This is a genomic window from Massilia sp. BSC265 (assembly GCF_000740675.1).
Taxonomy (GTDB): domain Bacteria; phylum Pseudomonadota; class Gammaproteobacteria; order Burkholderiales; family Burkholderiaceae_D; genus Telluria.
Genome location: NZ_JPXI01000027.1, coordinates 1 through 22,801, shown reverse-complemented (window position 1 = coordinate 22,801; position 22,801 = coordinate 1). Strand labels below are relative to the sequence as shown.

23 protein-coding genes and 1 pseudogene are annotated in these 22,801 nt (G+C 64.9%); 16 read left to right on the top strand and 8 right to left on the bottom strand.

Translation table 11 applies throughout. From position 1 onward, the window contains the following. Nucleotides 1-303 precede the first annotated feature (303 nt). Nucleotides 304-1,371 (top strand): serine hydrolase, encoded by a 1,068-nt coding sequence (locus MA09_RS06995; protein ID WP_036246488.1) that lies wholly within the window; start codon nucleotides 304-306, stop codon nucleotides 1,369-1,371. Between the two features lie 56 nt (nucleotides 1,372-1,427). Here MA09_RS06995 and MA09_RS06990 read toward each other — a convergent pair whose 3' ends face one another. Continuing rightward, nucleotides 1,428-4,220 carry a pitrilysin family protein gene (locus tag MA09_RS06990; RefSeq protein WP_036246485.1) on the bottom strand — a complete coding sequence of 931 codons (2,793 nt, stop codon included), beginning with the start codon at nucleotides 4,218-4,220 and terminating at the stop codon, nucleotides 1,428-1,430. Between the two features lie 189 nt (nucleotides 4,221-4,409). Next, a complete protein-coding gene (locus tag MA09_RS06985) occupies nucleotides 4,410-5,576 on the bottom strand; it encodes a PQQ-dependent sugar dehydrogenase (RefSeq protein WP_229440589.1) in 1,167 nt (388 codons plus the stop codon). A gap of 159 nt (nucleotides 5,577-5,735) precedes the next feature. Between MA09_RS06985 and MA09_RS06980 the strand changes: the two genes are divergently transcribed. From MA09_RS06980 to MA09_RS06960, 6 genes are all read left to right on the top strand, one after another. Continuing rightward, nucleotides 5,736-6,275, top strand: coding sequence for a DUF882 domain-containing protein (locus MA09_RS06980; RefSeq protein ID WP_036246483.1), 540 nt, complete (start codon nucleotides 5,736-5,738; stop codon nucleotides 6,273-6,275). Between the two features lie 4 nt (nucleotides 6,276-6,279). Beyond that, nucleotides 6,280-7,086 carry a hypothetical protein gene (locus MA09_RS06975; protein ID WP_036246481.1) on the top strand — a complete coding sequence of 269 codons (807 nt, stop codon included), beginning with the start codon at nucleotides 6,280-6,282 and terminating at the stop codon, nucleotides 7,084-7,086. Beyond that, a complete protein-coding gene (locus MA09_RS06970) occupies nucleotides 7,083-7,379 on the top strand; it encodes a hypothetical protein (protein WP_036246479.1) in 297 nt (98 codons plus the stop codon). The genes MA09_RS06975 and MA09_RS06970 overlap by 4 nt, the downstream gene beginning before the upstream one ends. An 82-nt stretch (nucleotides 7,380-7,461) precedes the next feature. After that, the gene (locus MA09_RS24810; RefSeq protein ID WP_161783201.1) at nucleotides 7,462-7,626 is read left to right on the top strand and encodes a hypothetical protein; all 165 of its coding nucleotides are present in this window, start codon (nucleotides 7,462-7,464) and stop codon (nucleotides 7,624-7,626) included. A gap of 239 nt (nucleotides 7,627-7,865) precedes the next feature. Beyond that, complete coding sequence (locus MA09_RS06965) at nucleotides 7,866-8,279, top strand: BLUF domain-containing protein (RefSeq protein WP_036246476.1); 414 nt, start codon at nucleotides 7,866-7,868, stop codon at nucleotides 8,277-8,279. Nucleotides 8,280-8,344: 65 nt separating this feature from the next. After that, nucleotides 8,345-9,646 (top strand): M20/M25/M40 family metallo-hydrolase, encoded by a 1,302-nt coding sequence (locus MA09_RS06960; RefSeq protein WP_036246510.1) that lies wholly within the window; start codon nucleotides 8,345-8,347, stop codon nucleotides 9,644-9,646. A 178-nt stretch (nucleotides 9,647-9,824) separates the two neighbouring features. Here the strand turns inward: MA09_RS06960 and MA09_RS24040 are convergent. Beyond that, nucleotides 9,825-10,091, bottom strand: a pseudogene (locus MA09_RS24040) (CBS domain-containing protein); the annotation flags it as partial. Nucleotides 10,092-10,317: 226 nt separating this feature from the next. Here MA09_RS24040 and MA09_RS06950 point away from each other — a divergent pair. Continuing rightward, nucleotides 10,318-11,790, top strand: coding sequence for a sorbosone dehydrogenase family protein (locus MA09_RS06950; RefSeq protein ID WP_036246508.1), 1,473 nt, complete (start codon nucleotides 10,318-10,320; stop codon nucleotides 11,788-11,790). 27 nt (nucleotides 11,791-11,817) lie between these two features. Continuing rightward, nucleotides 11,818-12,261 carry a thioesterase family protein gene (locus MA09_RS06945; protein ID WP_036246473.1) on the top strand — a complete coding sequence of 148 codons (444 nt, stop codon included), beginning with the start codon at nucleotides 11,818-11,820 and terminating at the stop codon, nucleotides 12,259-12,261. Between the two features lie 202 nt (nucleotides 12,262-12,463). On the opposite strand, the gene MA09_RS06940 is transcribed toward MA09_RS06945, so the two are convergent. Further along, the gene (locus MA09_RS06940; RefSeq protein ID WP_036246472.1) at nucleotides 12,464-12,643 is read right to left on the bottom strand and encodes a hypothetical protein; all 180 of its coding nucleotides are present in this window, start codon (nucleotides 12,641-12,643) and stop codon (nucleotides 12,464-12,466) included. A 193-nt stretch (nucleotides 12,644-12,836) separates the two neighbouring features. Between MA09_RS06940 and MA09_RS06935 the strand changes: the two genes are divergently transcribed. From MA09_RS06935 to MA09_RS06925, 3 genes are read left to right on the top strand one after another with little or no spacing between them, the layout of a single operon-like run. Beyond that, the gene (locus MA09_RS06935; RefSeq protein WP_229440587.1) at nucleotides 12,837-13,433 is read left to right on the top strand and encodes an RNA polymerase sigma factor; all 597 of its coding nucleotides are present in this window, start codon (nucleotides 12,837-12,839) and stop codon (nucleotides 13,431-13,433) included. Between the two features lie 19 nt (nucleotides 13,434-13,452). Beyond that, on the top strand, nucleotides 13,453-13,941 hold the full coding sequence (locus MA09_RS06930) for a hypothetical protein (protein WP_036246469.1): 489 nt from the start codon (nucleotides 13,453-13,455) through the stop codon (nucleotides 13,939-13,941). Nucleotides 13,942-13,971: 30 nt separating this feature from the next. Next, nucleotides 13,972-15,024: a hypothetical protein gene (locus tag MA09_RS06925; protein WP_051933232.1), complete on the top strand. Its 1,053-nt coding sequence runs from the start codon at nucleotides 13,972-13,974 to the stop codon at nucleotides 15,022-15,024. Nucleotides 15,025-15,090: 66 nt separating this feature from the next. On the opposite strand, the gene MA09_RS06920 is transcribed toward MA09_RS06925, so the two are convergent. Beyond that, nucleotides 15,091-15,579: a DUF3016 domain-containing protein gene (locus MA09_RS06920; RefSeq protein ID WP_036246467.1), complete on the bottom strand. Its 489-nt coding sequence runs from the start codon at nucleotides 15,577-15,579 to the stop codon at nucleotides 15,091-15,093. Nucleotides 15,580-15,791: 212 nt separating this feature from the next. On the opposite strand from MA09_RS06920, the gene MA09_RS06915 reads away from it, so the two are divergent. Then, complete coding sequence (locus tag MA09_RS06915) at nucleotides 15,792-16,532, top strand: DNA-formamidopyrimidine glycosylase family protein (protein ID WP_036246465.1); 741 nt, start codon at nucleotides 15,792-15,794, stop codon at nucleotides 16,530-16,532. 185 nt (nucleotides 16,533-16,717) lie between these two features. Next, a complete protein-coding gene (locus tag MA09_RS06910; protein WP_036246464.1) occupies nucleotides 16,718-18,223 on the top strand; it encodes an HD domain-containing phosphohydrolase in 1,506 nt (501 codons plus the stop codon). Between the two features lie 121 nt (nucleotides 18,224-18,344). Here the strand turns inward: MA09_RS06910 and MA09_RS06905 are convergent, their stop codons facing one another. The 3 genes from MA09_RS06905 to MA09_RS24480 form a co-directional block, all read right to left on the bottom strand. Further along, a complete protein-coding gene (locus tag MA09_RS06905; RefSeq protein WP_036246462.1) occupies nucleotides 18,345-20,285 on the bottom strand; it encodes a GAF domain-containing protein in 1,941 nt (646 codons plus the stop codon). Between the two features lie 85 nt (nucleotides 20,286-20,370). Further along, entirely contained in the window at nucleotides 20,371-20,874 is a 504-nt protein-coding gene (locus MA09_RS06900) for a hypothetical protein (protein ID WP_036246461.1), read from the bottom strand. 77 nt (nucleotides 20,875-20,951) lie between these two features. Then, nucleotides 20,952-21,182, bottom strand: coding sequence for a hypothetical protein (locus tag MA09_RS24480; RefSeq protein ID WP_152594581.1), 231 nt, complete (start codon nucleotides 21,180-21,182; stop codon nucleotides 20,952-20,954). A gap of 262 nt (nucleotides 21,183-21,444) precedes the next feature. Between MA09_RS24480 and MA09_RS06895 the strand changes: the two genes are divergently transcribed. Continuing rightward, the gene (locus MA09_RS06895; protein ID WP_036246458.1) at nucleotides 21,445-21,840 is read left to right on the top strand and encodes a hypothetical protein; all 396 of its coding nucleotides are present in this window, start codon (nucleotides 21,445-21,447) and stop codon (nucleotides 21,838-21,840) included. Between the two features lie 110 nt (nucleotides 21,841-21,950). After that, nucleotides 21,951-22,801, top strand: an 851-nt coding sequence (locus MA09_RS06890) for a hypothetical protein (RefSeq protein WP_036246457.1), incomplete at its 3' end; no start/stop codon positions are given.

Below are 22,801 nucleotides of genomic sequence, written 5' to 3'. Positions count from 1 at the left end.
GGCAAACCGATATGCCTGTAGCTCTTGAGCCGCCCACGCGTTCAACCAGAATATGAATAACCGTGCCGCCTGTTCGGCAGGGAGTTGAACGCGCGGGCGGCATCCATGGCACCGACATACCGCGCTATCCGGTGGAGCCGCCCACCCTACGAACCCTGCGGCGCCAGCGCGGACGCATCGGGGCGTCGGCCAGCGGCGGCAGCATGCTGTTTTCCCGTCAGGTATTCATCGCAGTATTCCTGAATTGCGCCCTCCCTGGCGCACAGGGCTACAATGCCCCGAAGCCATCCATCTGGAGAAAGCATGCAACGTCGCCAGTTCATCCATTTATCTTCCCTGGCCCTTGGTACGGCCCTGCTGCCCGGCTGCGCCGCGGTAGCGAACCTGACCACCGGTCCCCTGATCGAACGCCACCTGCCCGCAAACTACAGCGGGGTGGCCGCCGTGCGCAAGGATGCACGCGCGACCCTGGTGACCCGTGCCGGCGGCCTGGCCCTGCGCGAGGAGAAGCAGCCCGTCACCAAGGACACCCGTTTCCTGATCGGCTCGATGACGAAGTGGATCAGCGCCGTCACCGTGCTGCGCCTGGCCGACATGGGGATGCTCGACCTGGATGCGCCGATTGCCCGGCACCTGCCGGAACTGCCGGCAGCCAACGGCGCGGTGACGCTGCGCCAGCTGATGTCGAACCGCAGCGGCATCCCGAACGGCCTGGCGGAAGCCTTGAAAAAGGACCGCGCGGTCGAGAAGCTCGAGATCGGCCCGGTCGAGGCGGCCCAGCGCTTCGGCGCCGGCACGCCGACGTCGAAGCCGGGCGAACAATGGGATTACTCGTACACGAACTGGATCCTGGTCGCCGCCGTCGTCGAGCGTGCCAGGAAGAAGCCCTTCACCGAGACGGTGGAAGAACTGGTGCTGGCGCCGAGCGGCGTGAAGGACACGAGTTTCGCCGCCACCGGCTACGAGGACGAAGTCGGCATGGCGGTGGCCTACAACGACGCAGGCCAGCGCAAGACCTCGGCGGTGCCGCCGATGATCGCCGCCAGCGGCACCATGTACAGCACGGCGCGCGACCTGGTTGCGATCGCGGACGCGGTCTACTTCGGCAAGCTGTTATCCGACAAGGCACGCAGGGAGCTGTCCACCATCGTGGTGGCATCGGAAAGCTATGCCCTGGGGGCGCGCGTGAAGACGCTCACGACGAAGGAAGGTGCACGCAGCGTGGCGTGGGTGACGGGCGGCATCGGCGGCTACCGGAGCCTGCTCGCGTATGACCCGGCAGATGGCCGGGCCGTGGTCTTGCTGAACAATACGGATATGGCGCAGGCGGAGCTGGCGAAGATTGGCACTGCATTGTTCGAGAATATGTAGGGTGGGCGGCTCAATCCAGGCCAGTGGCCTGGATTACGAGCCGCCCACCCTACGGTTTACTGCACCGGCTTGCCGTCCACGTCGATCCTGCGCACTTCGCCGATGTCCAGCGCACGGATGCCCGGCTCGATCTTGCTCAGGTCACCCACCACCACCCACACCAGGCGGTCGGGCGTGAAGCTGCGCGCCGCCAGGGTGTTGGCCTGCTGCGGCGTGAGCGACAGCACCTTCTGGGTGTAGGTGTTGTAGTAGTCGTCCGGCAGGCCGTACTGCACGATGTTGGTGTAGGCACTGGTCAGCTGGCCGGCCGTCTCGAAGCCGCCCGGCAGGCCGAGCGTGTTGTTGTCGACCGCAGCCTTCAGCTCTTCCGCCGTGATCGGCTTGCCGCCCGTGATGTCGCGGTACTCGCGCACCAGTTCCTGCAGCGATTCACGAGTCTTGTCGGTCTGCACCGGCGAGACGCTCATGAACGCGCGCTGGCCGATGGCCGGCTGCAGCGAGCTACGCACGCCATAGGACCAGTGCTTGTCTTCACGCAGGTTCATGTTGATGCGTGAGTTGAAGGAGCCGCCGAACAGGTGGTTGACGATCTCCAGCGGCAGCGCGTCCGGATGCTTGCGCGGCACGGCCAGCTGGGCGCCGACGATCACGCTCTGCAGCGCGCCCGGACGGTCGACCAGGTAGACCATGCTCTTCGCGGGGGCGGCGACGTCAGCCAGCACCTTCTTCGGCACTTCGCCTGCACGCCAAGAGGCGAAGGCTTTCTCCAGCATCGGCTTGACCTCGGCCAGCGTGGTGTCGCCCACCACCAGCAGGGTGGCGTTGTTCGGCTTGAACCAGGTGGCGTGGTACTTGACCAGGTCGTCGCGGGTCATGCGCTGCACGGCGTCTTCGGTACCGGTGCCGGTGAAGGGCTTGGCATACGGGTGCCCCTGGCCGTACAGGATGCTCGGCAGGACGCGCAGGGCCATCGTCTGCGGCACGGTCTTCTCACGGGCGATCGCGGCCAGGCGGTCCTTCTGCAGGCGCTCGAACTCGTTCTGCGGGAAGGACGGGTTCAGCACCAGGTCCGAGTACAGGTTCAGCGCTTGCGGCATGGTGGCCTTGAGCGTGTTCATGTAGACGATGCCGCTGTCGAGGTTGGCGCCGGCGCCGAACTGCGCACCCAGGCTCTCGAAGGCTTCGCCGATCTCCAGCGACTTGCGGGTCCTGGTGCCCTCTTCGAGCATGCGCATGGCCAGGCTGGCAACGCCCGGCTTGTCAGCTGCGTCCGAGGCGTAGCCGCTGTCCACCAGCAGCTGGAAGTTCACCACCGGCGCGTCATGGCGCTCCGCCAGCACGACCTTCAGTCCATTCGACAAGGTCATCTTCTGCATTTCCGGCAGCTTGAGCGCCATCGGCTTGCCAAGCGCCGGTTCCTTGCTGCGGTCCACGCCGGGCTTGCCCGCGGCCAGGCCGGTCGGGTACGGGTCGACCTGCAGGACGAAATCGCCTGTGCTCAGCCAGTCGTTCATGGCCTTCTTCACGGAAGCCGGGGTGGCGTCCTTGATGCGCTGCAGATAGACCTTGTAGCAGTCCGGATTGCCGGTATAGGTCTGGCACGAGGCCAGCAGGTCGCTCTTGCCGCCGAAGCCGCCGACGCGCTCGATCATGCGGGTGTACTGGGCCAGGATGGTGGTCTTGGCCAGGCGCAGCTCATTCTCGGTCGGGCCGTTCTTCATCAGGGCCTGCAGCTCCTCGTCGGCGATGCGTTCCATCTTCGCCACGTCGGCGCCCGGGCGCGCGGTCAGGGTCATGTCGAACTGGCCGCCGATTTCCGAGCCGTCGGCGCTGGCGCTGGCGCCGGTCGCGATCTGGTCCTTGTACACCAGGCGCTTGTACAGGCGCGAGGTCTTGCCGCCGCCCAGCACCAGGCCGGCCAGGTCGAGCTGCGCCTGTTCCGGCGTGTTCGCGCCCGGCACGTTCCAGGTGCGGTAGATGCGCGACTGCGTCACGCGGTCCTGCGCGGTCGTGCGGTGGGTGCCGGTGCGCTTGGCGATCCAGGCTTGATGCTTGGCCAGCGGCGGACCCGGAGGAATGTGGCCGTAGTACTGCTCGACCTTCTGGCGCGCCACTTCCGGCGTGATGTCGCCGGACAGCACCAGCACGGTGTTGTTCGGACCGTAGTTGGTCTTGAACCAGTCCTGCACGTCGGTCATCGAGGCCGCGTCCAGGTCTTCCATCTTGCCGATCACGGTCCAGGAATACGGGTGGCCGACCGGATAGGTATTGGTCACCAGCAGTTCGTAGGCGAGGCCGTAGGGCTGGTTCTCGCGCTGGCGCTTCTCGTTCTGCACCACGCCGCGCTGCAGGTCGAGCGTCTTCTTGTCGACGGTGCCGAGCAGGTGGCCCATGCGATCGCTCTCGGCGAACAGCGCATAGTCCAGCATCGAGGTCGGCACGTTCTGGAAGTAGTTGGTGCGGTCCTGGTTGGTGGTGCCGTTCAGATCGGTCGCACCGATGCCCTGCAGCGCGCTCAGGTAGGTCTTCTTGAAGTTGTCGCTGCCGCCGAACATCAGGTGTTCGAACAGGTGCGCGAAGCCGGTCTTGCCCGGCTTTTCATTCTTGGACCCGACGTGGTACCAGGTGTTGATCGCCACCACCGGCGTCTTGTGGTCTTCGTGGACCAGCACCGTGAGCCCGTTCTTCAAGGTGAACTTGGTGTACTTGATGTCGGGGATGGGAATGTCGGGCGTGCTGGCCGAGGACTTGGCCGAAGTCGGGGCCGGGGCCGCGCTTGCGGCGGATACCCCAGTGGCCAGCGCGAGCGCGACGGCCATCTGGAGAGTGCGACGAACGGATGCTGCCATGCTGCTCCTCCAAAGGATCATCCGGATGGGATGGGAAACGGCGGGTTGCCGTGAGCCGGCCGTTCCGTGCGAGCGAAACGGCCGATCCTTGCATTCTAGGCAGCTTTTGTTATTGCAATAAAGAATTAATTGCCCATGGAGGAGGAATCCATGCGCACTGCATCGCCTATGTGGTTTTCGTGGGTGGAGTTACTGGGGAACGATCCGCAGCAAACTGCCTTTCGCCTCATCGGTAATCGCGTACAAGTGCCCGTCCGGCCCCTGGCGCACGTCGCGCACGCGCTTGCCGATCTCCAGGCGCTCCTGCTTCGCCACCTTGCCCTGCGCATCGAAGGCCACGCGGCGAATATCCTGGGTGGCCAGCCCACCCGAGAACAGGCTGTTGCGCCAGGCCGGGAAGGCTTGACCGGTGTACCACGTGAGGCCCGAGGCACCGGTGGACGGCGACCAGACGACCAGCGGATTCACCATGCCCGCGACCACGCGCTTGCCGATCGGTTCGCGGGTCTTGTAGTCCAGGCCATAGCTCTGCAGCGGCCAGCCGTAGTTCTTGCCGCCTTCGATCACGTTGATCTCGTCGCCGCCGCGCGGGCCGTGCTCGCTGGCCCACACGCGCCCGTTCGGGTCGACGGTCATGCCCTGGATGTTGCGGTGGCCGATGCTCCACAGCTCGGGCAACGCGCCCTTCTGCGCCGCCAGCGGGTTGCCCGGCGCCGCCTTGCCCTCGGCGGTCAGGCGCAAGATCGAACCGTTGTGGCTGCCCACGTTCTGGGCCTGGTCGCGTGCCAGCATGTTGCCCACGCGCGCGGGCGGGTTGCCGCCGTCGCCGATGCTCATCAGGATCGTGCCGTCCTTCATGAACACGATGCGCGAGCCGAAGTGCTGGCCGCCGCTCTTCAAGGGCGCGGCGCTGAAGATCTTCTTGATGCCATGGACGCGCTTGCCGTCGAAGACGCCCTGCACCAGCGCGACGGAATTCGCGTCCTCGGTGCCGCTGGCCATGGTCATGTAGACGCGCGGGTTCGGGCCCTTGTCGTCCGGATGGATGGCGATGTCGAGCAAGCCGCCCTGCCCCTCCGTGAACAGCGCGGGCAGGCCGTCGACCGGGATGTTCTGGACGCGCTTGCCGTCCACCAGATGCAGTGTGCCCTTCTTGCCGGTGACCAGCATGCGGCCGTCGGCAAGCCAGGTCATGCCCCAGGGCTGTGGCAGGTTGTCCACGACGGTCTCGACTTTCCAGCCCTTGGCCACAGGCGGCTCTGCCACCGGTTCGACTTCCTGCACGGCCTGCGCGCCGGCAGAGGCTGCAAGCGATGTAAGCAAAGCGGCAAGTCCCAGCTGGCGAAGCGTCTTCATCCCTTGATAACTCGTCATCTAAACTCTCCCGTAATTGGTCAAAGCATTAATAAAGTGGCCTTTTTACCGCATTTTCCTGCATTTTCTCTGCACGTTTAACACAAGAGGCGTAGAATTTACATTTGAGAGAAACTATCGCAACCATAAGGATCTCCTACGATGATTCAACGCCGCGCATTCCTGAAGTCCTCCCTCTTCCTTGCAGTACCCTCTCTCAGCATCCCGGTATTTGCTAAAACGGCACAGCCCGCTACTGGCGAACGCGTCCTGCGACTGTACAACACGCACACCGGCGAAAAGCTGAAGACCACGTTCTGGGCCGAGGGCCAGTTCATCCCGGATGCCATGAAGGACATCAACAAGGTGCTGCGCGACCACCGCAACAACAAGGTCGCCCAGATGGATCCCGAACTCCTGCTGCTGCTCACCCAGCTCAACGACAAGCTGGAGAACAGCAGGGAACTGCACATCATTTCCGGCTACCGCTCGCCGGAGTCGAACGCCAAACTGCATGCCGCCAGCGGCGGTGTCGCCAGGCGCAGCCTGCACATGGATGCCAAGGCGATCGACATCCGCCTGCCGGGCAAGGACCTGAAGATGCTGCACAAGGCAGCCATGTCCCTCCAGGGCGGCGGCGTCGGCTATTACGCCAGCTCGCAGTTCGTCCACATGGACACCGGCCGCGTCCGTTACTGGTGATGCCATGGCGCGGCTCCTGGTCCGCGTCATCCTCGGCCTCGCCGTCCTGGCCGCTGGGGTCCATTCTCAGGCTGCCCACGCCCAAGCCGGCGGGCAGCCGGCGACCGTCAAGGTGCAATCCACGCGCGACCCGGTCGATAAATCCTACCGAAAAATGATCAAGGGCATGGAACGCTTCGAACGCGAGCGTGCCCTGGCGCCCACAGCGCCCCTGCGCTTCCAGCTTCTCCCGCGCCTGCCTACCGTCGACATGAGCGGCATTACCCTGCGTATCGCGGGCGACACGGTCAGCGTGCCGGTACCGGTCGCGCCCGATAACAGCTTCGTCCTGCCGCGCGTCGATGCCGCGCTGCGCGAAGACGCGGCCGTGGTCGCCAATCGCAAGACCACCAGCATGACCTGGCGTGCGCAGATCATCACGCCCGGCCTGCCTCCGGGCACGCGGCGACTCGGCGATATGCGCCTGGAGTGCCTGGTAGGCGTGGAGGCCGGACTGGTGTCGAATAGCTCCCCGTTGTTTGGCTGGATCTCGAATGCCCTCACCACGCCCGAGCAGGTGTGCAATAGCCCGAATGGTAACTATCTGTTCTTCGCCGAGAGACCGGTATTTTCCGTGCGCCTGCGTGCCGGCGAGCGGGTCGAGACCCTGCCTTTCAACATGCTGTACGCAGGTGGAGAACTGAGCAAGGCCGACCTGCAGTTCTGCGACTGCCAGGTCATGCTGGATCGCACCTTTTACGCGCCGATCTGGGACAAGTCCTGGCCGGACGATACGCTGGTCGAGTTCGACTACATGGAGGATGCGCCATGAAGCAAGCGCTATTTGCAGCCTTGCTGCTTGCCGGCTGCGCCACCGGCTCAGCGCCGCCCGGCACGCAGGTGGCGGCCGAGCGGCTCCAGCAAACCATCGTCCCGGGGAGCACGACCAAGGCGCAGTTGCTGGCGGCCTTCGGCCCGACGAAGAGCGTCGTGTTCGATAGGGGCTTCGAGGCCTGGGTGTACCAGGCGCCTGCGGGCGGCGGGCGCTTCGCCGAGTTCGTCGTGCTCATCAATCCTGCGGGCCTTGTTGCCAAGACCCGAACACGGGATCCTGCCTCGCCTTGACCTCACGGACACCTCCCTCACGCACGCTGCCATCCCTTCCGGGATAGGACTTCGCCATGCCTGACGTGCTCCGGGAAGCTCAGTGCGTTTCCAGAAACTGGACCATCCGGGACAACGGGAACAAAGCACAAGCGACCATTCCGAGACACACGCACGCTTGCCTGAACTGCCATCCTCTGCTGGTGAAATCATCCTGTTCGCCTTTGCGATGACCGACAACGCGATGGCACATGCGATCGAGACGTAGAGCAGGTGGGCGAGGACGATGCAAGACGCCATGGTTACCCGAGACTGCGCTTGAACACAGCGACGATTTCACGCGTTGCGCCATGCGCCAACATCGTCGTGTCGAATACGGAAACCACTATTGACCCGCTCTTGTTGTTTTACCCATTAGAATTTCCGTCGAGAAATTAGTTTCTCTTGATAAAGTCTTGCCGATTCAAGCCGGTTAATTATTCCCAACAACCACTTCAGGCAGGACTTATGTCAATCAACCAACTCGTCTATGTTAGTCAAGCAGTGCGCAAGATGTCGGTCGACGACCTCCGCGATATCCATGCCCAGGCTCGTTCGAATAACGAGCTGGTCGATGTAACGGGCAGTCTGTTCTACAACGGCGGGTGGTTCCTGCAGGTGCTCGAGGGTCCCGCGCCAACGCTGTCCAAGCTGTATCAAAAAATCGAACGCGATCCCCGCCACAAGAACTCGCGCGTGCTCTACAACGAGCCTGCCAGCTTCCGCACTTTTCCTCGCTGGAACATGAACATGACTAACCTGGATGAACGCCAGGCGGACAAGTATGATGAGCTCGTCGAAGTCATGGAAGCGGTCCGCGCCAATCGAAAAATTGGTTCCGCATCGCCAGCAGTGACTTTATTGAAGATCTTTAAGGGCTGAGCTGAGGTTTTCTGCCTGCGCGTGCCGTAGTAGAGTTGCGCATCTTCATTGCACAGGATGCCGACATGCCGCGCAAGCTCGTCCTTCCCCTCGTCTTGACAGCCCTGCTCGCCACCGCTGCGCAGGCGCAAAGCCTGTCTCCAACCGAGCAACGCATCGCCGACGAGGTCAAGGCCTGGCAGCCGGAAGCGATCAAGCTGCTCGAGCGCAGCAGCCGCATCAACAGCGGCACCTTCAACCTGGCCGGCGTGCGCGCGGTCGGCGAAGTCTATCGCAGGGAGCTGGAAGCGCTCGGCTTCAAGACCGCCTGGATCGACATGCCGCCCGACATGAAGCGTGCGGGCCACCTGGTCGCGAACCGCATGGGCAAGCAAGGCAAGCGCCTGCTGCTGCTCGGCCACCTCGACACCGTGTTCGAACCCGACGCGCCCGCCCCGCTGTGGGAACGCGAGAGCGAGACCACGGCGCGCGGCCAGGGTGTCGGCGACATGAAGGGTGGGAACGTCGTCGCCATCGCCGCGCTGCGTGCACTGCACCATGCCGGGGCACTGGAGAACACGACCGTCACCGTGGTATTCACCGGCGACGAGGAAGAAGCCGGCCACCCGCGCGACATCTCGCGCCGCGACCTGATCGAGCTGGCCAGGCTCAGCGACGTGGCGCTCAGCTTCGAAGGCGCCGTCACCGGCCCGGACGGCCAGCCGATGGCGACCGTCGGACGCCGTGCCACCGCTTTCTTCGACCTCGACATCAAGGGCCGGCAAGGCCACTCGCAGGGCGTGTTCGGCCCTGCCGGCTACGGCGCCGTGTACGAGGCCGCGCGCATCCTCGACGCTTTCCGCCAGCAGGTGGTCGAGCCGGGCCTGACCTTCAACCCGGGCGTGATCCTGGGCGGCACCGACGTTACGTTTGACGAGGCCAATGCGAAAGGCACGGCCGCAGGCAAGACCAATGTCGTGGCCAACACGGTGACGGTGCGCGGCGACCTGCGCTACCTCGACTATGCCCAGCGCGACCGCGCCCACGCACGCATGCGCGAGATCGTCGCGCAAGGCCTGCCGGGCGCCAGCGCCAGCATCGGCTTCCGCGACTCCTATCCGCCGATGGCGGTCACGCCGGGCAACCTGAGGCTGCTCGAGCTGTATTCGCAGGCCAGCAGCGACGCCGGCCTGGGCACGGTCGGCGCGGTGCCGGCAACGATGCGCGGCGCCGGCGACATCCAGTTCGTCGCGCCCATCGTCGACAGCCTCGACGGCCTGGGCGCGAGCGGCGGCGGGGCCCATTCGCCCAACGAGCACGTGGACCTGACCTCGCTGGAGCGCTCGGCGATCCGCGCCGCGCTGCTGATGTATCGCCTGACGCGCTAGCTGCTGAGGACTTCGAGACGGTTGGCGCCTTCCCGGTGGCCGGACGTTCCGGCGGGGCGGCGCGCGAAATGTCCTCCAGCGTGCTGTCGACCGGCGCGCCCTGGCGCACGGCGAGGCCGCCCAGCGAGACCATGCCGGCCAGCGCCATGCTGTCGCGCTCGACGACCGGGATCCTGCGCAACTGCTGGTCGCCCATCTGCTGCAGCACCTCGCCCATGGACTGGTCGGCGAAGCACCACGACACGTCCTTGCTCATCACCTCGGCCATCGTGGCATCAAGCGGGGCGATGCCGCGCGCCACCGCACGCGCCGCGATGTCACGGTCGGTGACCATGCCCATCAGGCGCCGGCCGTCGCATACTGGCAACGCGCCCACATCCATGTCGCGCATCAGTTGCGCAGCTTCCTGCAGTTTGGCGTCGGGCCCGACGGTGCGCACGTTCATGATTTCGGAAATGGCTTGCGTGACATTCTCCCTAAAACATTGAACGGAATCCCTCCACGGAGATGCTTAGACCGCGCACGGTAGGCCGAATTTCAATGGCAAAGCCCGCAATCGCTGGCAGAATGGGGGTACCGATGTGCTGGTCGACGATGTGCTGGTCGACGATCTACTGGTCGACGATCTACTGCTCAATCACTGCGAAGCTGTTGATTTCCAGGAGTTTGTCATGCGTACGTGGACTCACTTGCAGGCCCTGCTGCTGATCCTTGTTTCCCTCGGGCTGACGGCTTGCGGCGGCGGAGGCGGCAACCCGGGCAATGTCGGCACAACGGGCCCCACCCCGGCGCCGCCGGCGGCCACCACCGGCTCGCTGGCGGTCACGGCCAGCGGCCTGCCCGCCGGCGTGAACGCTGCGATACGCGTCAACGGCCCATCCAATTACCAGCAAGACCTGACTGCTTCGCAGACCCTGTCCGGCCTGGCGCCGGGCAGCTACAACCTCAGTGCGGCGCCGGTCACTGCCGGGGGCATCACCTACACGCCCTCGCCCGCCTCGCAGGGCGCGGCGGTCACCGCAGGCGCCACGGCCAGCGTCACCGTGGCCTACGCCAGTGCGCCGGTGAGCATCGCGCTGAGCCAGGTAGCGGCCAACCTCGACAACCCGACCTACCTCACCGCCCCGTCGGGCGACGCGCGCCTGTTCATCGTCGAACGCGCCGGACGCATCCGCATCGTCGACAACGGCAATACCCTGACGGCGCCCTTCCTCGACATCAGCAGCCGCGTCTTCACAGGCGGCGAAGGCGGCCTGCTGTCGATGGCCTTCGACCCGCAGTTCTCCAGCAACCGCCACTTCTACCTCTACTATACCGACCCGCAGCAGAACATCGTCATCGAGCGCTTCAGCGTCGGCAGCAATCCGAACCTGGCCGATCCGACGTCGGGCCTGGTCATCCTGCGCATCCCCCATCCGGGCTTCACCAACCATTTCGGCGGCCAGGTCGCCTTCGGCCCGGACGGCAACCTCTACCTCGCCACCGGCGACGGTGGCGGCGCGGGCGACCCGAACCGCAACGGCCAGAACCTGAATTCCCTGCTCGGCAAACTGCTGCGCATCGACGTGCGCAACGCCACTGCCGCGCAGCCCTACGCAATCCCGGCCGGCAACCCCTATGCCAACGAGGCCGGACGGCGCGCCGAGATCTGGGCGGCCGGGCTGCGCAACCCGTGGCGCTTTGCTTTCGATGGCAGCCAGCTCTACCTGAGCGACGTCGGCCAGGACCGGCGCGAAGAGGTCAACATCGGCGCGGCCGATGCGGCGGGTCTCAACTACGGCTGGAACACGATGGAAGGCACGCTGTGCTACAACGCCGCCACCTGCGACCGCAGCGGCCTGACCCTGCCGGTCTTCGAATACGACCACGGCAGCAACGACGCCAACGGCTGCTCGATCACGGGCGGTTTCGTCTACCGCGGCAGTGCGATTCCCGGACTGCAGGGGCGCTATTTCTATTCCGATTTCTGCCGCGGCTTCCTGAAGAGCTTCCTCGCCGGCGGCGGCAGTGTCAGCGAGCAGCGCGACTGGAGCGTGGGCGACATCGGCAACGTGGTCTCCTTCGGGCAGGATGGCCAGGGCGAGTTGTACCTCATGACGTCGCGCGGTATCGTCTATAAAATTGGACGTTCCGCCAACCCCTGAAGCGCATCGTCGACGTAAAATAGAGAAATGGCACGCTTACAACTTACCTTCCCCGAAGACCAATTCTACTATTCCACCCCGATGTCGGTGCGCGTCACCGACATCAACGCGGGCAACCATCTCGGCAACGATTCGATGATCTCGATGATCTCCGAGGCACGGGCACGCTTCCTGTTCGAGTTCGGCGTGGCCGAGACCGAGCGCGACGGCACCGGCATCATCGTCACCGACCTGGCCACGACCTACCGCGCCGAAGCGCATGCGCGCGACCAGCTGCTGTTCGAGGTGGGGGTCATGGACTTCAACAAGTACGGCGGCGACATCATCTTCCGCATCACCCGCCCGCGCGACCGCAAGCTGATCGCCATGGCCAAGCAGGGCTTCGTCTTCTTCAACTACAAGACCAGCCAGGTCGTGATCATGCCCGAGGACTTTCGCGGCAAGTTCGACCGGGTGAACTGGGTCGACTGAGAGCGCCTAACAATTCCCCCTATGGCTGCGTTGCATCGTCTCGCCGTACTAGCGTACTGTCTTCGACGCTGCCCCTTGCCCTAGGGGTTTTGTTAGGCGCTCCAAGGCGGATAGCGCCGGCACACGAACGCCGGCTTAGCGGCCCGGTTCTTCCCGGCGGTGTCCACTACCAGCTCCGGTTCGATCCGGCAGCCTTCGAGCTTTACGTCGCCGGCATCGACCGGCCGTACCACTCGCGCACGCCGGCAAAGCCGCCGGGGATTGGCGTATCGAAGCCGGAAAACGAGATCCCGTAGCGCTTGGCCAGCGTGTCCGACACCGGGCAGGCGAAGGCGTCCGTGACGCTCATCGTTGCCGCGATGGCAAGGAAGATCACTTTCATCGTCTGCTCCGCTCCAACTCCTGTCATTCACCCCGGACGATAGCAAAGTTTCGCTCGTCAAAAACACGCGGATTGTTCCATCCCGCACTGCGCATTTCACGAATTCGTCCCTATATCGCTGAGCGAGCTGATTTTCCAAAATTAGTTGGAACTTTTCGGCCCCGTCATCGGAATCCAGGTAAAGATGACGACCATGACCACGATCACCCTCGACACCGCCGACCACGAACTGCTGCGCCTGACGCATACCGGCCGCGCCGATGCCTTCACGGCGCTGTACCGGCGTCACCAGGGCCCGCTGTACCGCTACGCGCTGATGCGCTGCGGCTCCCCGGAGATGGCCGCGGACGTGGTGCAGGAAGCCTTCATGGGCCTGCTGACGCAGCGCTTCGGTTTCGATCCGCTACGCGGCCAGCTGCAGCACTTCCTGTTCGGCGTGGCGCGAAACCTCATCTTGAAGCTGGAGGAAGCGCGCCGGCGCCAGGTGGCGCTGCCGGAGCTTGACGAGGATGGCGAGCTTGACCTCGACGTCGCCGGCGAGGGCGTTGAGCCGCTTGCCCGCCTGCTGGGCAACGAGGCGGCCGAGGAAGTGCGGCGCGCACTCAGCCTGCTGCCGGCGCACTACCGCGACGTGGTCATCCTGTTTGAACTGCATGAACTGTCGTACCAGGAGATCGCCGCAGTCTGCCAGGTGGATATCGGCACCGTGCGCTCGCGCCTGTCGCGCGGCCGGGCGGCCCTGGCGAAGCGGCTGCAGGCGCATGCACCGGCGGCATGCCTTGCGAATTGATGGCGAATTGATGGAATAGATGATGGATACCAAGGACAACCAGGACGAACTGACTCCCTGCTTCGCTGCACTGCGCAGCGAGCTGGCCGGCATCGACACCCCGCGCTGCGTCGAGAAGGAACTGCTGCAGGCCTTCCAGCGCCAGTTCACACCGGAGCGGCGCTGGTACCAGGCCCTGAGCCTGCCCCAATGGGGCACCGCCGGCGCCCTGTGCTCGCTGACCGCGGTCGTGCTGCTGCTGGCGCAGTCGCCGCACGAGGCGGTGAGCGTGAGCAGCCGGCCGCTGGTCGGCTTCGACGGCGGCGGCGCCTTCGTCGCCCTCGATTCGCTCGAGCGCATCGAAGCCGAACCCGGTGCGCAGCTGGTCGAGGCCGAGGTGCCGCGCACCGTGCTGGCGCCGCTCGGCGTGCCGGTCAGCCCGGAAAACGCGGCCGACACCGTGCGCGCGGAAATGCTTGTCGCCGCCGACGGCCACCCGCTGGCCGTGCGGCTCAGTTCCACCAACTAAGTAACATACTCACCCACAAGAGGAAACGACATGAACAAGAAGATTCTGCTTGCAGCACTGCTGGCCTGCGCCTTTGCCCCGGCCCTGGCCGGGGAAATGGGCTTCGAAGAAGAGCCGCGCGTCCGTATCGTCACCCGCGAGCTGCACGGCGACGGCATCAACTTCGCCGACGGCGTGGGCGCCGGCGCCGCGATGGTGCACATGTCCCGTAACCGCCTGGTCAAGAATGCGCCCTACAGCGCCGAGATGGTGTCGGAACGCACCCAGACCCTGGGCGACGGCAACCAGATCGTGCGCAAGACCAGCACGATGAGCTACCGCGACAGCGCGGGCCGCACCCGCACCGAGGTGCGCAACGAGGGCGGCGAGGTGCTCACCGTGATGATCCACGATCCGGTGGAAGGCGTGCACTACGTCCTGCGTACGCGCGACAAGACCGCGATCAAGATGCCGATGCCGAACGCCACGGCCATCGTCGCGCGCGAACAGGCCCGCGCCGCCGCCGCCCAGGGCCGTGTCGCCGCCGACCAGGCGCGCATCAAGATCGAGGAGCTGCGCCGCGAAGGCAAGCTGCCGGAGGGTGAGCGCTTCATCATCAAGCAGGTCGAGCGCTCCGGCGGCGCAACGGGCGAGCACAAGGACGTGCAGATCCGCATCGCCCAGGCGGCAGGACCGCAGGCCGCGGCGCGCGTGGCCCCGGTGCTCGCCGGCGCGCTCGGCGACCGCAAATGGGCCAGCAAGACGGAAACCAAGGACCTCGGCACCCGCGAATTCAGCGGCCTGAAGGCGACCGGCGTGCAGCGCAGCTACGAGATCCCGGCCGGCGAAATCGGCAACCGCAACCCGATCGTGGTCAGCACCGAGACCTGGACCTCGCCGGAACTGCAGGCCGTGGTATACCAGAAGCGCAGCGATCCGCGCAGCGGCGAAGTCGTCTACCGGGCGGAGAACCTGAAGCGCGAGGAACCGGCGGCCGCCCTGTTCACCGTGCCGTCCGACTATACGGTGAAGGACTCGGCGGCACTGGCCAGGGAGGCAGCCGAGAAGGCGGCGGCGCGCGCCAGGGTCGACAAGAACGGCTGATCACCGACAAAAAACCGGCGCCTCAGTTCACTGGGGCGCCGGTTTGCACTGGTGCGTCACAAGAGATCAGGACTTCTTCTGCAGGATGGTCTTGTTGAACCACTCTTCGATCATGCGCTTTTCGAAGCGCAGCCGGCCGCTGTCGTGCAGGCGGCTGCTGCGGTGCAGGTAGTTCATGTCGGACAGCTTGGCATTGCCGCTGCTGAGAACCTGACCATTGGCGCTCAGGGTGTAGCGCAGCTCCATGACCGGCCAGTCCGCCATGCCTTTCAGCACGCGCAGGTCGTTCGCGCCACGTGCGTTAGGGTATTCACGGCCGGCGAGGTCGATGTCGGTGACCTCCACCTTCAGCTCCTGCCCGGCAGGCAGCTGCTTGCCCAGTTCGGTGAAGTAATCCGCCAGGTCGTCCAGCACTTCCTGCCGTTGCCATGGCGCGAATGGCAGGTCCGAGAACTTGTCGGACTCCACATAATTGACGGTCACGCCCGCCGAGGCGGCGCTGGCACCCAGCGCGAGCAGGCCCGCGAGGGCCATCTTGCCAATCACCGTTTTCATTGCTTTCCCTTTCATGATCCGGACTGCCTGATGTTCCGAATATACGCCCTTTGCGCCGCCTTTCCAGTGCTAACTTGTCGACGTTTTGTATCGAATTGTTAGGCGGCACCCGCTTGTGTCGCCTCGTTTATCGACCTTTTGCATCCGAGCGTTAGCTTACGCACAGGGCATATTCCGGGCTCGGCCGACAATGGCAGCGAGGAGGTCGAATCGTGCCCGAAGGACCGTCGCTATATATCCTGAAGGAGCTGGTGAAGGATTTCACCGGCCAGCAGATCGTCCGTGCCGACGGCAACGTCCGCGCCATCGATCCCGCACGCCTCGTGGGCCAGCAGATCGAGGCCATCCACACCTGGGGCAAGCACCTGCTGATCGAGACACCCGCCATGGTGGTGCGTGTCCACTTCCTGTTGTTCGGCACCTACCGGATCGACGAGGGACGCGAGGGAAAGACGCCTCGCCTGTCCATCGAGGCGGCCAACGGCCATGTCCTCAACCTCTACGCCTGCCAGGTCAGGGAGATCGACCGCGCCACCTATGCCGCCTACGATTTCAGCGCCGACGTCATGTCGGACGCCTGGGACCCGAAGAAAGCGCGCAAGAAGCTGCGTGCGCAGCCCGACATGCTGGCCTGTGACGCCCTGCTCGACCAGGACATCTTTTCCGGCGTCGGCAACATCATCAAGAACGAAGTGCTGTTCCGGATCCGCGTGCATCCGCTGTCAACGGTCGGCGCCCTGCCGGCGCCCAAGCTGCGGCTGCTGGTCGACGAGGCCCGGCAGTACTCTTTCGATTTCTTGGAATGGAAGCGTCAATACGTGCTCAAGCAGCACTGGCTGGCCCATGCAAAACGCATATGCCCGCGCTGTCAGATTCCCTTCCTGAAAGCCAAGCTCGGCCGCACCAACCGCCGCAGCTTCTACTGCGAGCGCTGCCAGAAACGCTATACCTAAGTGTGTTTATCCCTCATCCATGTTACATCGCCTGGCGCTATGTGACATCATTAACCAACACTTTTAATGTTGCCTGTTGTTAAGGACTGATGGCCGTACTACAATCGATTTGACTTGCGGCTATGTCTCCTGCGTTATTCGCCGCTTAATGTTGCGATTGATCAACCAAAGCCAACGGTAAGCCTATGTCCTTCCTCTCCAACGCGGCTCCAAAGCTGGCTCCATGGAAAGTCCTGCTGGTGGACGACGAGCCCGACATCCATGACATTACCAAGCTGACCTTGTCCCGCTTCCGCCTCGATGGCCGCGCGCTGCAGTTCCTGCATGCCTACAGCGGCGAGGAAGCCAAGGAAGTGCTGGCGCGCGAGAAGGATATCGCACTGGTGTTCCTGGACGTGGTGATGGAGAGCGAGGACAGCGGCCTCGAAGTCGCACGCTGGATGCGTCACGAGCTTGATAACCAATTTACCCGCATCGTCCTGCGCACCGGCCAGCCGGGCCAGGCGCCGGAAGAACGCGTGATCGTCGACTACGACATCAACGATTACAAGGAAAAGACCGAGCTCGATCGCACCAAGCTGTTCACCACCACCTTCGCCGCCCTGCGCGCCTACCGCGACATCATGAAGGTCGAGGATGCCCGCCGCGCGCAGCAGACCTACCGGGAAGGCCTGGAGCGCGTGATCGCCGCTTCGACCCACATCTTCCAGCAGCGCAACCTGAAGGATTTCGCCAACGGCCTGCTGCAGCAGGTGGTGGCGCTGCTGCGCCTGGAGCAGAGCATGCTGCTGCGCCTGAAGGGCGCGAGCGTGATCACGGGCGAGAGCCAGTACGAAGTGCTGGCTAGAATAGGCGACATGGACGGCGACGAGATAGGTCCCGAGCTGGTGGCCCAGCTCGACGACGCGCGCCATAACCGCATCTCGCGCCTGCATGGCGACACCTATGTCGGCTACTTCCCGAACCGCACCGGCAAGGCCTCGCTGCTGGTGCTCAAGGGGGTGGAAGAGATCGCGGAGATCGACGCCCAGCTGCTCGAAGTGTTCTGCTCGGGCGTGGCGGTCGCCTTCGACAACATCCTGCTGAACCAGGAGATCACCGACACCCAGGCGGAACTGATCCTGCGCCTCGGCGACGTGGTGGAATCGCGCTCGAACGAAGCCGGCAACCACGTGCGCCGCATGGCCCAGGTCTGCCACCTGCTGGCCCAGGCTTCCGGCATGCCGGAAGACGAAGTCGCCACCCTGATGCACGCGGCGCCGATGCACGACGTGGGCAAGATCGCCACGCCGGACGCGGTGCTGCTCAAGCCGGGCAAGCTGACCGAGGAAGAGTGGGAGATCATGAAGCAGCACCCGACCGTGGGCCTGCAGATCCTCGACGGCTCCCAGCGCCCGATCCTGAAGGCCGCGGCCGTGATCGCCCACCAGCACCACGAAAAGTTCGACGGCAGCGGCTATCCGCAGGGCCTGCGGGGCCAGGCCATCCATCCCTACGCCCGCATCGTGGCGGTGGCCGACGTGTTCGACGCCCTGAGCCACAAGCGCTGCTACAAGGACGCCTGGCCGGCCGAGAAGGTCACCGAACACCTGCGCGAGGTGGCGGGGCACCACCTGGATCCTTACTACGTGGACCTGCTCATCAAGAACATGGACAGGGCGCTCGAAATCAACGCGGCTTGGCCGGATTGATTCGGTAGGGTGGGCAGGTTTCCTGCCCACGCGGTCAGTCCGAGCGAGATCTGCCGCACCGGCTGCTATGCCTTCAGCTATCACCGCGTGGGCAGGAAAACCTGCCCACCCTACAATTGCATTACCTCTTCAGCGAGCGCGGGAAGCGCAGCCGATACCGCAGCCCCTCCCCCGGCGCGCTGTCCGCCTGCACCGTCCCGCCCAGCGCCCCCGTCACCAGGTTGTACAGGATGTGCGCCCCCAGCCCGCTGCCCCCGGTACCGCGCTTGGTGGTGAAGAAGGGGTCGAACAGCTTGCCCAGGGATTCCTTGTCCATCCCGGCGCCGTCGTCGGCATACTCGAACACCACCTGCTCGCCTTCCTGCGCCACGCGGATCGTGATGCGGCCCGCCTGGTCGCGCTCGAAGCCGTGCAGCAGGGAGTTCATGACCATGTTGGTCACGATCTGCGACACCGCGCCCGGCGAGCTGTCCAGTACCAGGTCCGGCGGGCAGTCCACTTCCACCGCCACCTTGCGCCCCTTGAGCCTGGGCTGCAGCGACAGCAGCACTTCCTGCAGGTAGGCGTGCAGCTTGAAGCTGCGGACGTCGCCCGAGGACTGGTCCACCGCTACCTGCTTGAAGCTGCGCACCAGGTTTGCCGCGCGCTGGGTGTTGGTGGTCATGATGCGCAGCGACTGGTCGACGATGTCAAGGAAGGCATTCAGGCTGTCCTCGGTCAGCTCCCCCGCCGCCATCTCTTCGCGCGTGAGCTTGAGTTCCTGCACCAGGTGGCTGGTCGCGGTCACGCAGATACCCAGCGGCGTATTGATCTCGTGGGCCACGCCGGCCACCAGTCCGCCCAGCGACGCCATCTTCTCCTGGCGCACCAGCTCGCCCTGCGCCACCTGCAGCTTGTGCAGCGCTTCGTTCAGCGCCGCGTTCTGCACTTCCAGCGCTTCCTTGGTCTTGCGGATCTTGCGGTCGGCCTGCATGCGCGCCAGCGCCACCGCCACGTGGCTGGCCATGAAGGCCAGCAGGTCCAGTTCCGCCTTGGTGTACATCACCGAAGGGTCGTAGCTCTGCACCACCAGCACGCCATAGGGCTGGTCGTGCACCAGCATCGGCGCCCCCATCCAGCTGGCGATGCCGGGGTTTCCGAACGGCTCCTGGACCAGGCCGTTGGCGACCAGGTGCTTGGCACTGGTGGCGTCGTGGAGCTGGGCCTGCTTGCTCGCCAGGACATAGGAACACATGCCCTTCCCCACCGGGAAGCGCGCCACCGGTGCCGTGCTGTCCTTCTCGTCCACGAAATAGGGAATGCTGATTTCCCGGGTGTCGGGGTGGTGCAGCGCGATCAGGAAGTTCTTCGCCACCATCAGCTCGCCGATGATGCCGTGCAGGCTGGCGGTGAGGGTGGCGGTATCCAGCGCCTGGGCCGACAGGCTGGCAATCTGGTACAGCGCGTGCTGCACCTGCTCGGCGCGGCGGCGCTCCGCCACTTCGACCGCCAGCGCCGCGGTGCGCTCCTGCACCGCGCGCTCCAGCCGGTCCATGCTCTGCAGGCCCTGCAGCGCGTTCGACACGTGGTTGGCGATCTGCGAGAACAGCGCCTGGTCTTCCTCGCTGTAGGTGACGCCCTTGGTATAGCTCTGGATGACCATCGCGCCCAGCGCTTGCTGGTGGCGGTCGAGCAAGGGCGCGCCCATCCAGTGCTCGGCAGCGGCACCGTGTCCCCACTGCATGCCTTCGCGCTCGCGCGCCTCGAAGTCGTTGGCGGTAATCATCAGGCGGCGCTTGTTCACCACCACCCAGGACGTCGGCGATTGTTCCGGAGCCGCCAGCGGCACCTTTTGTCCCGTTACCGGCACTTCGGCGTCGGCTTCGTCGACGAAATACGGGAACCAGATCGTCCCCTCCTCGCGGTCGCACAGGGCTACATAGAAGTTGGCCGCATACATGATGCGGCCGAGCGCGCGGTGCACCGCGCCGATGAAGTCGACGATGTCGCTGCAGGTGGCCGACAGCTCCCCGATTTCGAGCAGCATCGACTGGACCGCTTCCAGCCGGGCGAGACGTTCCATTGCTTCCTCAAAAGAAATTAATTCTAAGAGGAAATATTAGCAGCTCGGCTCCCGCAGCCGAAGCCTTATTCGAGCGAAGTGTGGCTTATCCGCGCGGGGCGCGGAAATCGTTCTCGATCCAGGCGTAGGCCGAGGCCGGGGTCAGCTTGAAGCTGGCCGGCACCCGCACCTTGGCCACCTGCTCGCCCATCTCATCAAGGGCGGCCAGGATGGCATAAGGGTCGTCATCGTCCGGCACGATGTCCAGCGTCACCTTCAGCTCGCCGTTCTCGGTGGAGACGATCGTGTTCTTGTGCAGCATCGCGTGCAGGTGCTGCTCGTGGCGGCGGATGACTTCCGATGCGGTCTTGACCAGGGTATTGAAGGCGTTGACGTCGAGCGGCTTGGGGTTCTTCTTGTCGCGGCCCATGGTCCAGGGACCGACCAGCGCCGGTTCCGGCTCGCCGTCCTTGTACATGGCGACGGCCCAGCCTTCGTCGTCCTCGTTCTTGATCACGCGCGCGGTCCAGCCGTTGGCCTGCCACAGGCGGGCTTCCTGCACCAGGGCGTTCTCTTCGCCTTCGTGCTCGTGTTCGTCGTGTTCGTTCATGGTCGTGTTTCCCTATGCCTCAAAGCAGAGATCATAGAGGAAACCGGCCACAGGAAGAAGCCCGTTTTCCTTAAACCTCAGGCGTAACGCGGGCAGCGCCAGTCCGGACCGCGCGGCGGCCGTACGGGCGGACGCACCGGGGTCGGGCGTGGATCGACCGCGGGAGACGGCATCTCCCGATTGAACGGATTGATGATGATCGGCGGGATGGTAGGCGGCGCCGATGGCGGGCCTTTGGGACCGCTGTTGGCCAACGCGGGATGCAGGACGGCCAGGTGGTCCCCCAATTTCTGGATGACAGCGTGCATAGGATCCCCCTGTTTCAGAACAGGCTGTCAGTATAGGAAAGGATTCGTTCATTGCAAGGGCAAATCGACCACGTTCGTTGCCTCGTGGTTGCACTGCCTTTCGGCACGCTTTCTCGCCCATTCATCGCGTCTGCACGCGTCCCGGCGCGCGGAATGTGCAGCCTGTCGCAAAGCCGTGGCCGGTCCAGGCGTGGGCACTTACAGTTCCACCATGCCGCATTGAGACGCGCACCCGAAACCTAGCCTATTGAAGAGGACCACCATGAAAACCTTCGCCAAGATCGCCCTCCTGTTCGTGTTCGCAGTCCTGCTGCTGGACATCGCCTTCGATGCCGCCGATTTCATGCGCTTCCATCTCGATGGCGAGGAGTTCGACGGACCGCTGGGGGCCCTGCTGGGCGTGCTGTTCGCGGGCGGCGGCATCGTCATCGCCGCCATCGTGACGGTGGTGGTGGGCGTGGTGCTGGCGGTGGTATTCGCCGGCGTCGGCGTGATCGTCCTCGGTGCCCTGGGCTGTGCTGCCGTCGCCGTCGCGCTGGCGCTGTCGCCGCTGCTGCTGCCGCTGCTGGTGCCGGTGGCGATCGTCTGGTACCTGGTCAGCCGTAGCCGCAAAGCACATGTGGAGCAGCCGATGAAGCCGGCACAGCCGGCGGTTTGAACCCGCAACGCATGTCCAGAACGGCCGGGTCTTCCCGGCCGTTTTCGTTTGCCGCAGGGCTTGATGCGGAACAGGTAGAATCGGCGCAAGACCACTGAACCCATTGCGACATGCAAGCCCCGCCTCCGCCAGCCGTGCGCACGATTCGCCCCACCCCGCTGTCGCGGCTCGTGATCGTCACGGCCGGGCTGATCGCGGCGCTGGGCCTGATTACCGGCGCGATGCTATACGCCAGCTACCAGGATGCGCTGCGCGGACAGCAGGTCACGCTGCGCAACGTCGCCATCGCCTTCGCCGCGCAGACGGCCGGCGTGGCCCAGGCCATCGACAGCGCGGCGCAACAGGCCGCCCGCATGGTGCTGACGGACGACAGTCCGCCCTCGTCCGGGCTGGTCGGCGGCCGTGATGGCCTGGCCCACCCCTATCTGCTGCGCATCGTGTTGTTCGACACCGCCGGCAACACGATCGGCAGCATCATGCCGGGCAGCAGCTCGCGCGACCTGCCTGCCATCAAGCCGCCCGCGGGCGATGTTTCGCGCCATATCACGATGACCGACATCGACCGCGCCACCGGACGCGGCATCCTGAATTTCGTGCACCCGGTGCGTGACCGCAGCGGCCGCCGCATCGGCACCGTGGTGGCGCAGGTCGACTCGGTGCGCTTCGAGCGCCTGTACAACCTGGTCGAACTCGGCAACGGCGGCTCGGTGACGCTGCTGCACCGCGACGGCACCATGCTGGTGCGCGGCCCAGGTTTCCCGGCCGGCATTGGCCGCTCCTTCGCCGATACACCCCTGTTCCGCGAGCAGCTGCCGCGCGCCAGCCGCGGCGCATTCGAGGCAAGCAGCCCGATCAACGGCGCGCCGGGCCTGTACGGCTACGACGTGGTGGAAGGCTTCGACCTGGTCATCATTACCGGCATGGCGCGCTCGGTCGCGATGGAGGCCTGGTACGGGCGGCC

Excerpts from the sequence above, each read along its gene's own strand:
- MA09_RS06995 (WP_036246488.1), top strand. The coding sequence starts at position 304 with ATGCAACGTCGCCAGTTCATCCATTTATCTTCCCTGGCCCTTGGTACG.
- MA09_RS06990 (WP_036246485.1), bottom strand. The coding sequence starts at position 4,220 with ATGGCAGCATCCGTTCGTCGCACTCTCCAGATGGCCGTCGCGCTCGCG.
- MA09_RS06985 (WP_229440589.1), bottom strand. The coding sequence starts at position 5,576 with ATGAAGACGCTTCGCCAGCTGGGACTTGCCGCTTTGCTTACATCGCTT.
- MA09_RS06980 (WP_036246483.1), top strand. The coding sequence starts at position 5,736 with ATGATTCAACGCCGCGCATTCCTGAAGTCCTCCCTCTTCCTTGCAGTA.
- MA09_RS06975 (WP_036246481.1), top strand. The coding sequence starts at position 6,280 with ATGGCGCGGCTCCTGGTCCGCGTCATCCTCGGCCTCGCCGTCCTGGCC.
- MA09_RS06970 (WP_036246479.1), top strand. The coding sequence starts at position 7,083 with ATGAAGCAAGCGCTATTTGCAGCCTTGCTGCTTGCCGGCTGCGCCACC.
- MA09_RS06965 (WP_036246476.1), top strand. The coding sequence starts at position 7,866 with ATGTCAATCAACCAACTCGTCTATGTTAGTCAAGCAGTGCGCAAGATG.
- MA09_RS06960 (WP_036246510.1), top strand. The coding sequence starts at position 8,345 with ATGCCGCGCAAGCTCGTCCTTCCCCTCGTCTTGACAGCCCTGCTCGCC.
- MA09_RS06950 (WP_036246508.1), top strand. The coding sequence starts at position 10,318 with ATGCGTACGTGGACTCACTTGCAGGCCCTGCTGCTGATCCTTGTTTCC.
- MA09_RS06945 (WP_036246473.1), top strand. The coding sequence starts at position 11,818 with ATGGCACGCTTACAACTTACCTTCCCCGAAGACCAATTCTACTATTCC.
- MA09_RS06940 (WP_036246472.1), bottom strand. The coding sequence starts at position 12,643 with ATGAAAGTGATCTTCCTTGCCATCGCGGCAACGATGAGCGTCACGGAC.
- MA09_RS06935 (WP_229440587.1), top strand. The coding sequence starts at position 12,837 with ATGACCACGATCACCCTCGACACCGCCGACCACGAACTGCTGCGCCTG.
- MA09_RS06930 (WP_036246469.1), top strand. The coding sequence starts at position 13,453 with ATGATGGATACCAAGGACAACCAGGACGAACTGACTCCCTGCTTCGCT.
- MA09_RS06925 (WP_051933232.1), top strand. The coding sequence starts at position 13,972 with ATGAACAAGAAGATTCTGCTTGCAGCACTGCTGGCCTGCGCCTTTGCC.
- MA09_RS06920 (WP_036246467.1), bottom strand. The coding sequence starts at position 15,579 with ATGAAAACGGTGATTGGCAAGATGGCCCTCGCGGGCCTGCTCGCGCTG.
- MA09_RS06910 (WP_036246464.1), top strand. The coding sequence starts at position 16,718 with ATGTCCTTCCTCTCCAACGCGGCTCCAAAGCTGGCTCCATGGAAAGTC.
- MA09_RS06905 (WP_036246462.1), bottom strand. The coding sequence starts at position 20,285 with ATGGAACGTCTCGCCCGGCTGGAAGCGGTCCAGTCGATGCTGCTCGAA.
- MA09_RS06900 (WP_036246461.1), bottom strand. The coding sequence starts at position 20,874 with ATGAACGAACACGACGAACACGAGCACGAAGGCGAAGAGAACGCCCTG.
- MA09_RS24480 (WP_152594581.1), bottom strand. The coding sequence starts at position 21,182 with ATGCACGCTGTCATCCAGAAATTGGGGGACCACCTGGCCGTCCTGCAT.
- MA09_RS06895 (WP_036246458.1), top strand. The coding sequence starts at position 21,445 with ATGAAAACCTTCGCCAAGATCGCCCTCCTGTTCGTGTTCGCAGTCCTG.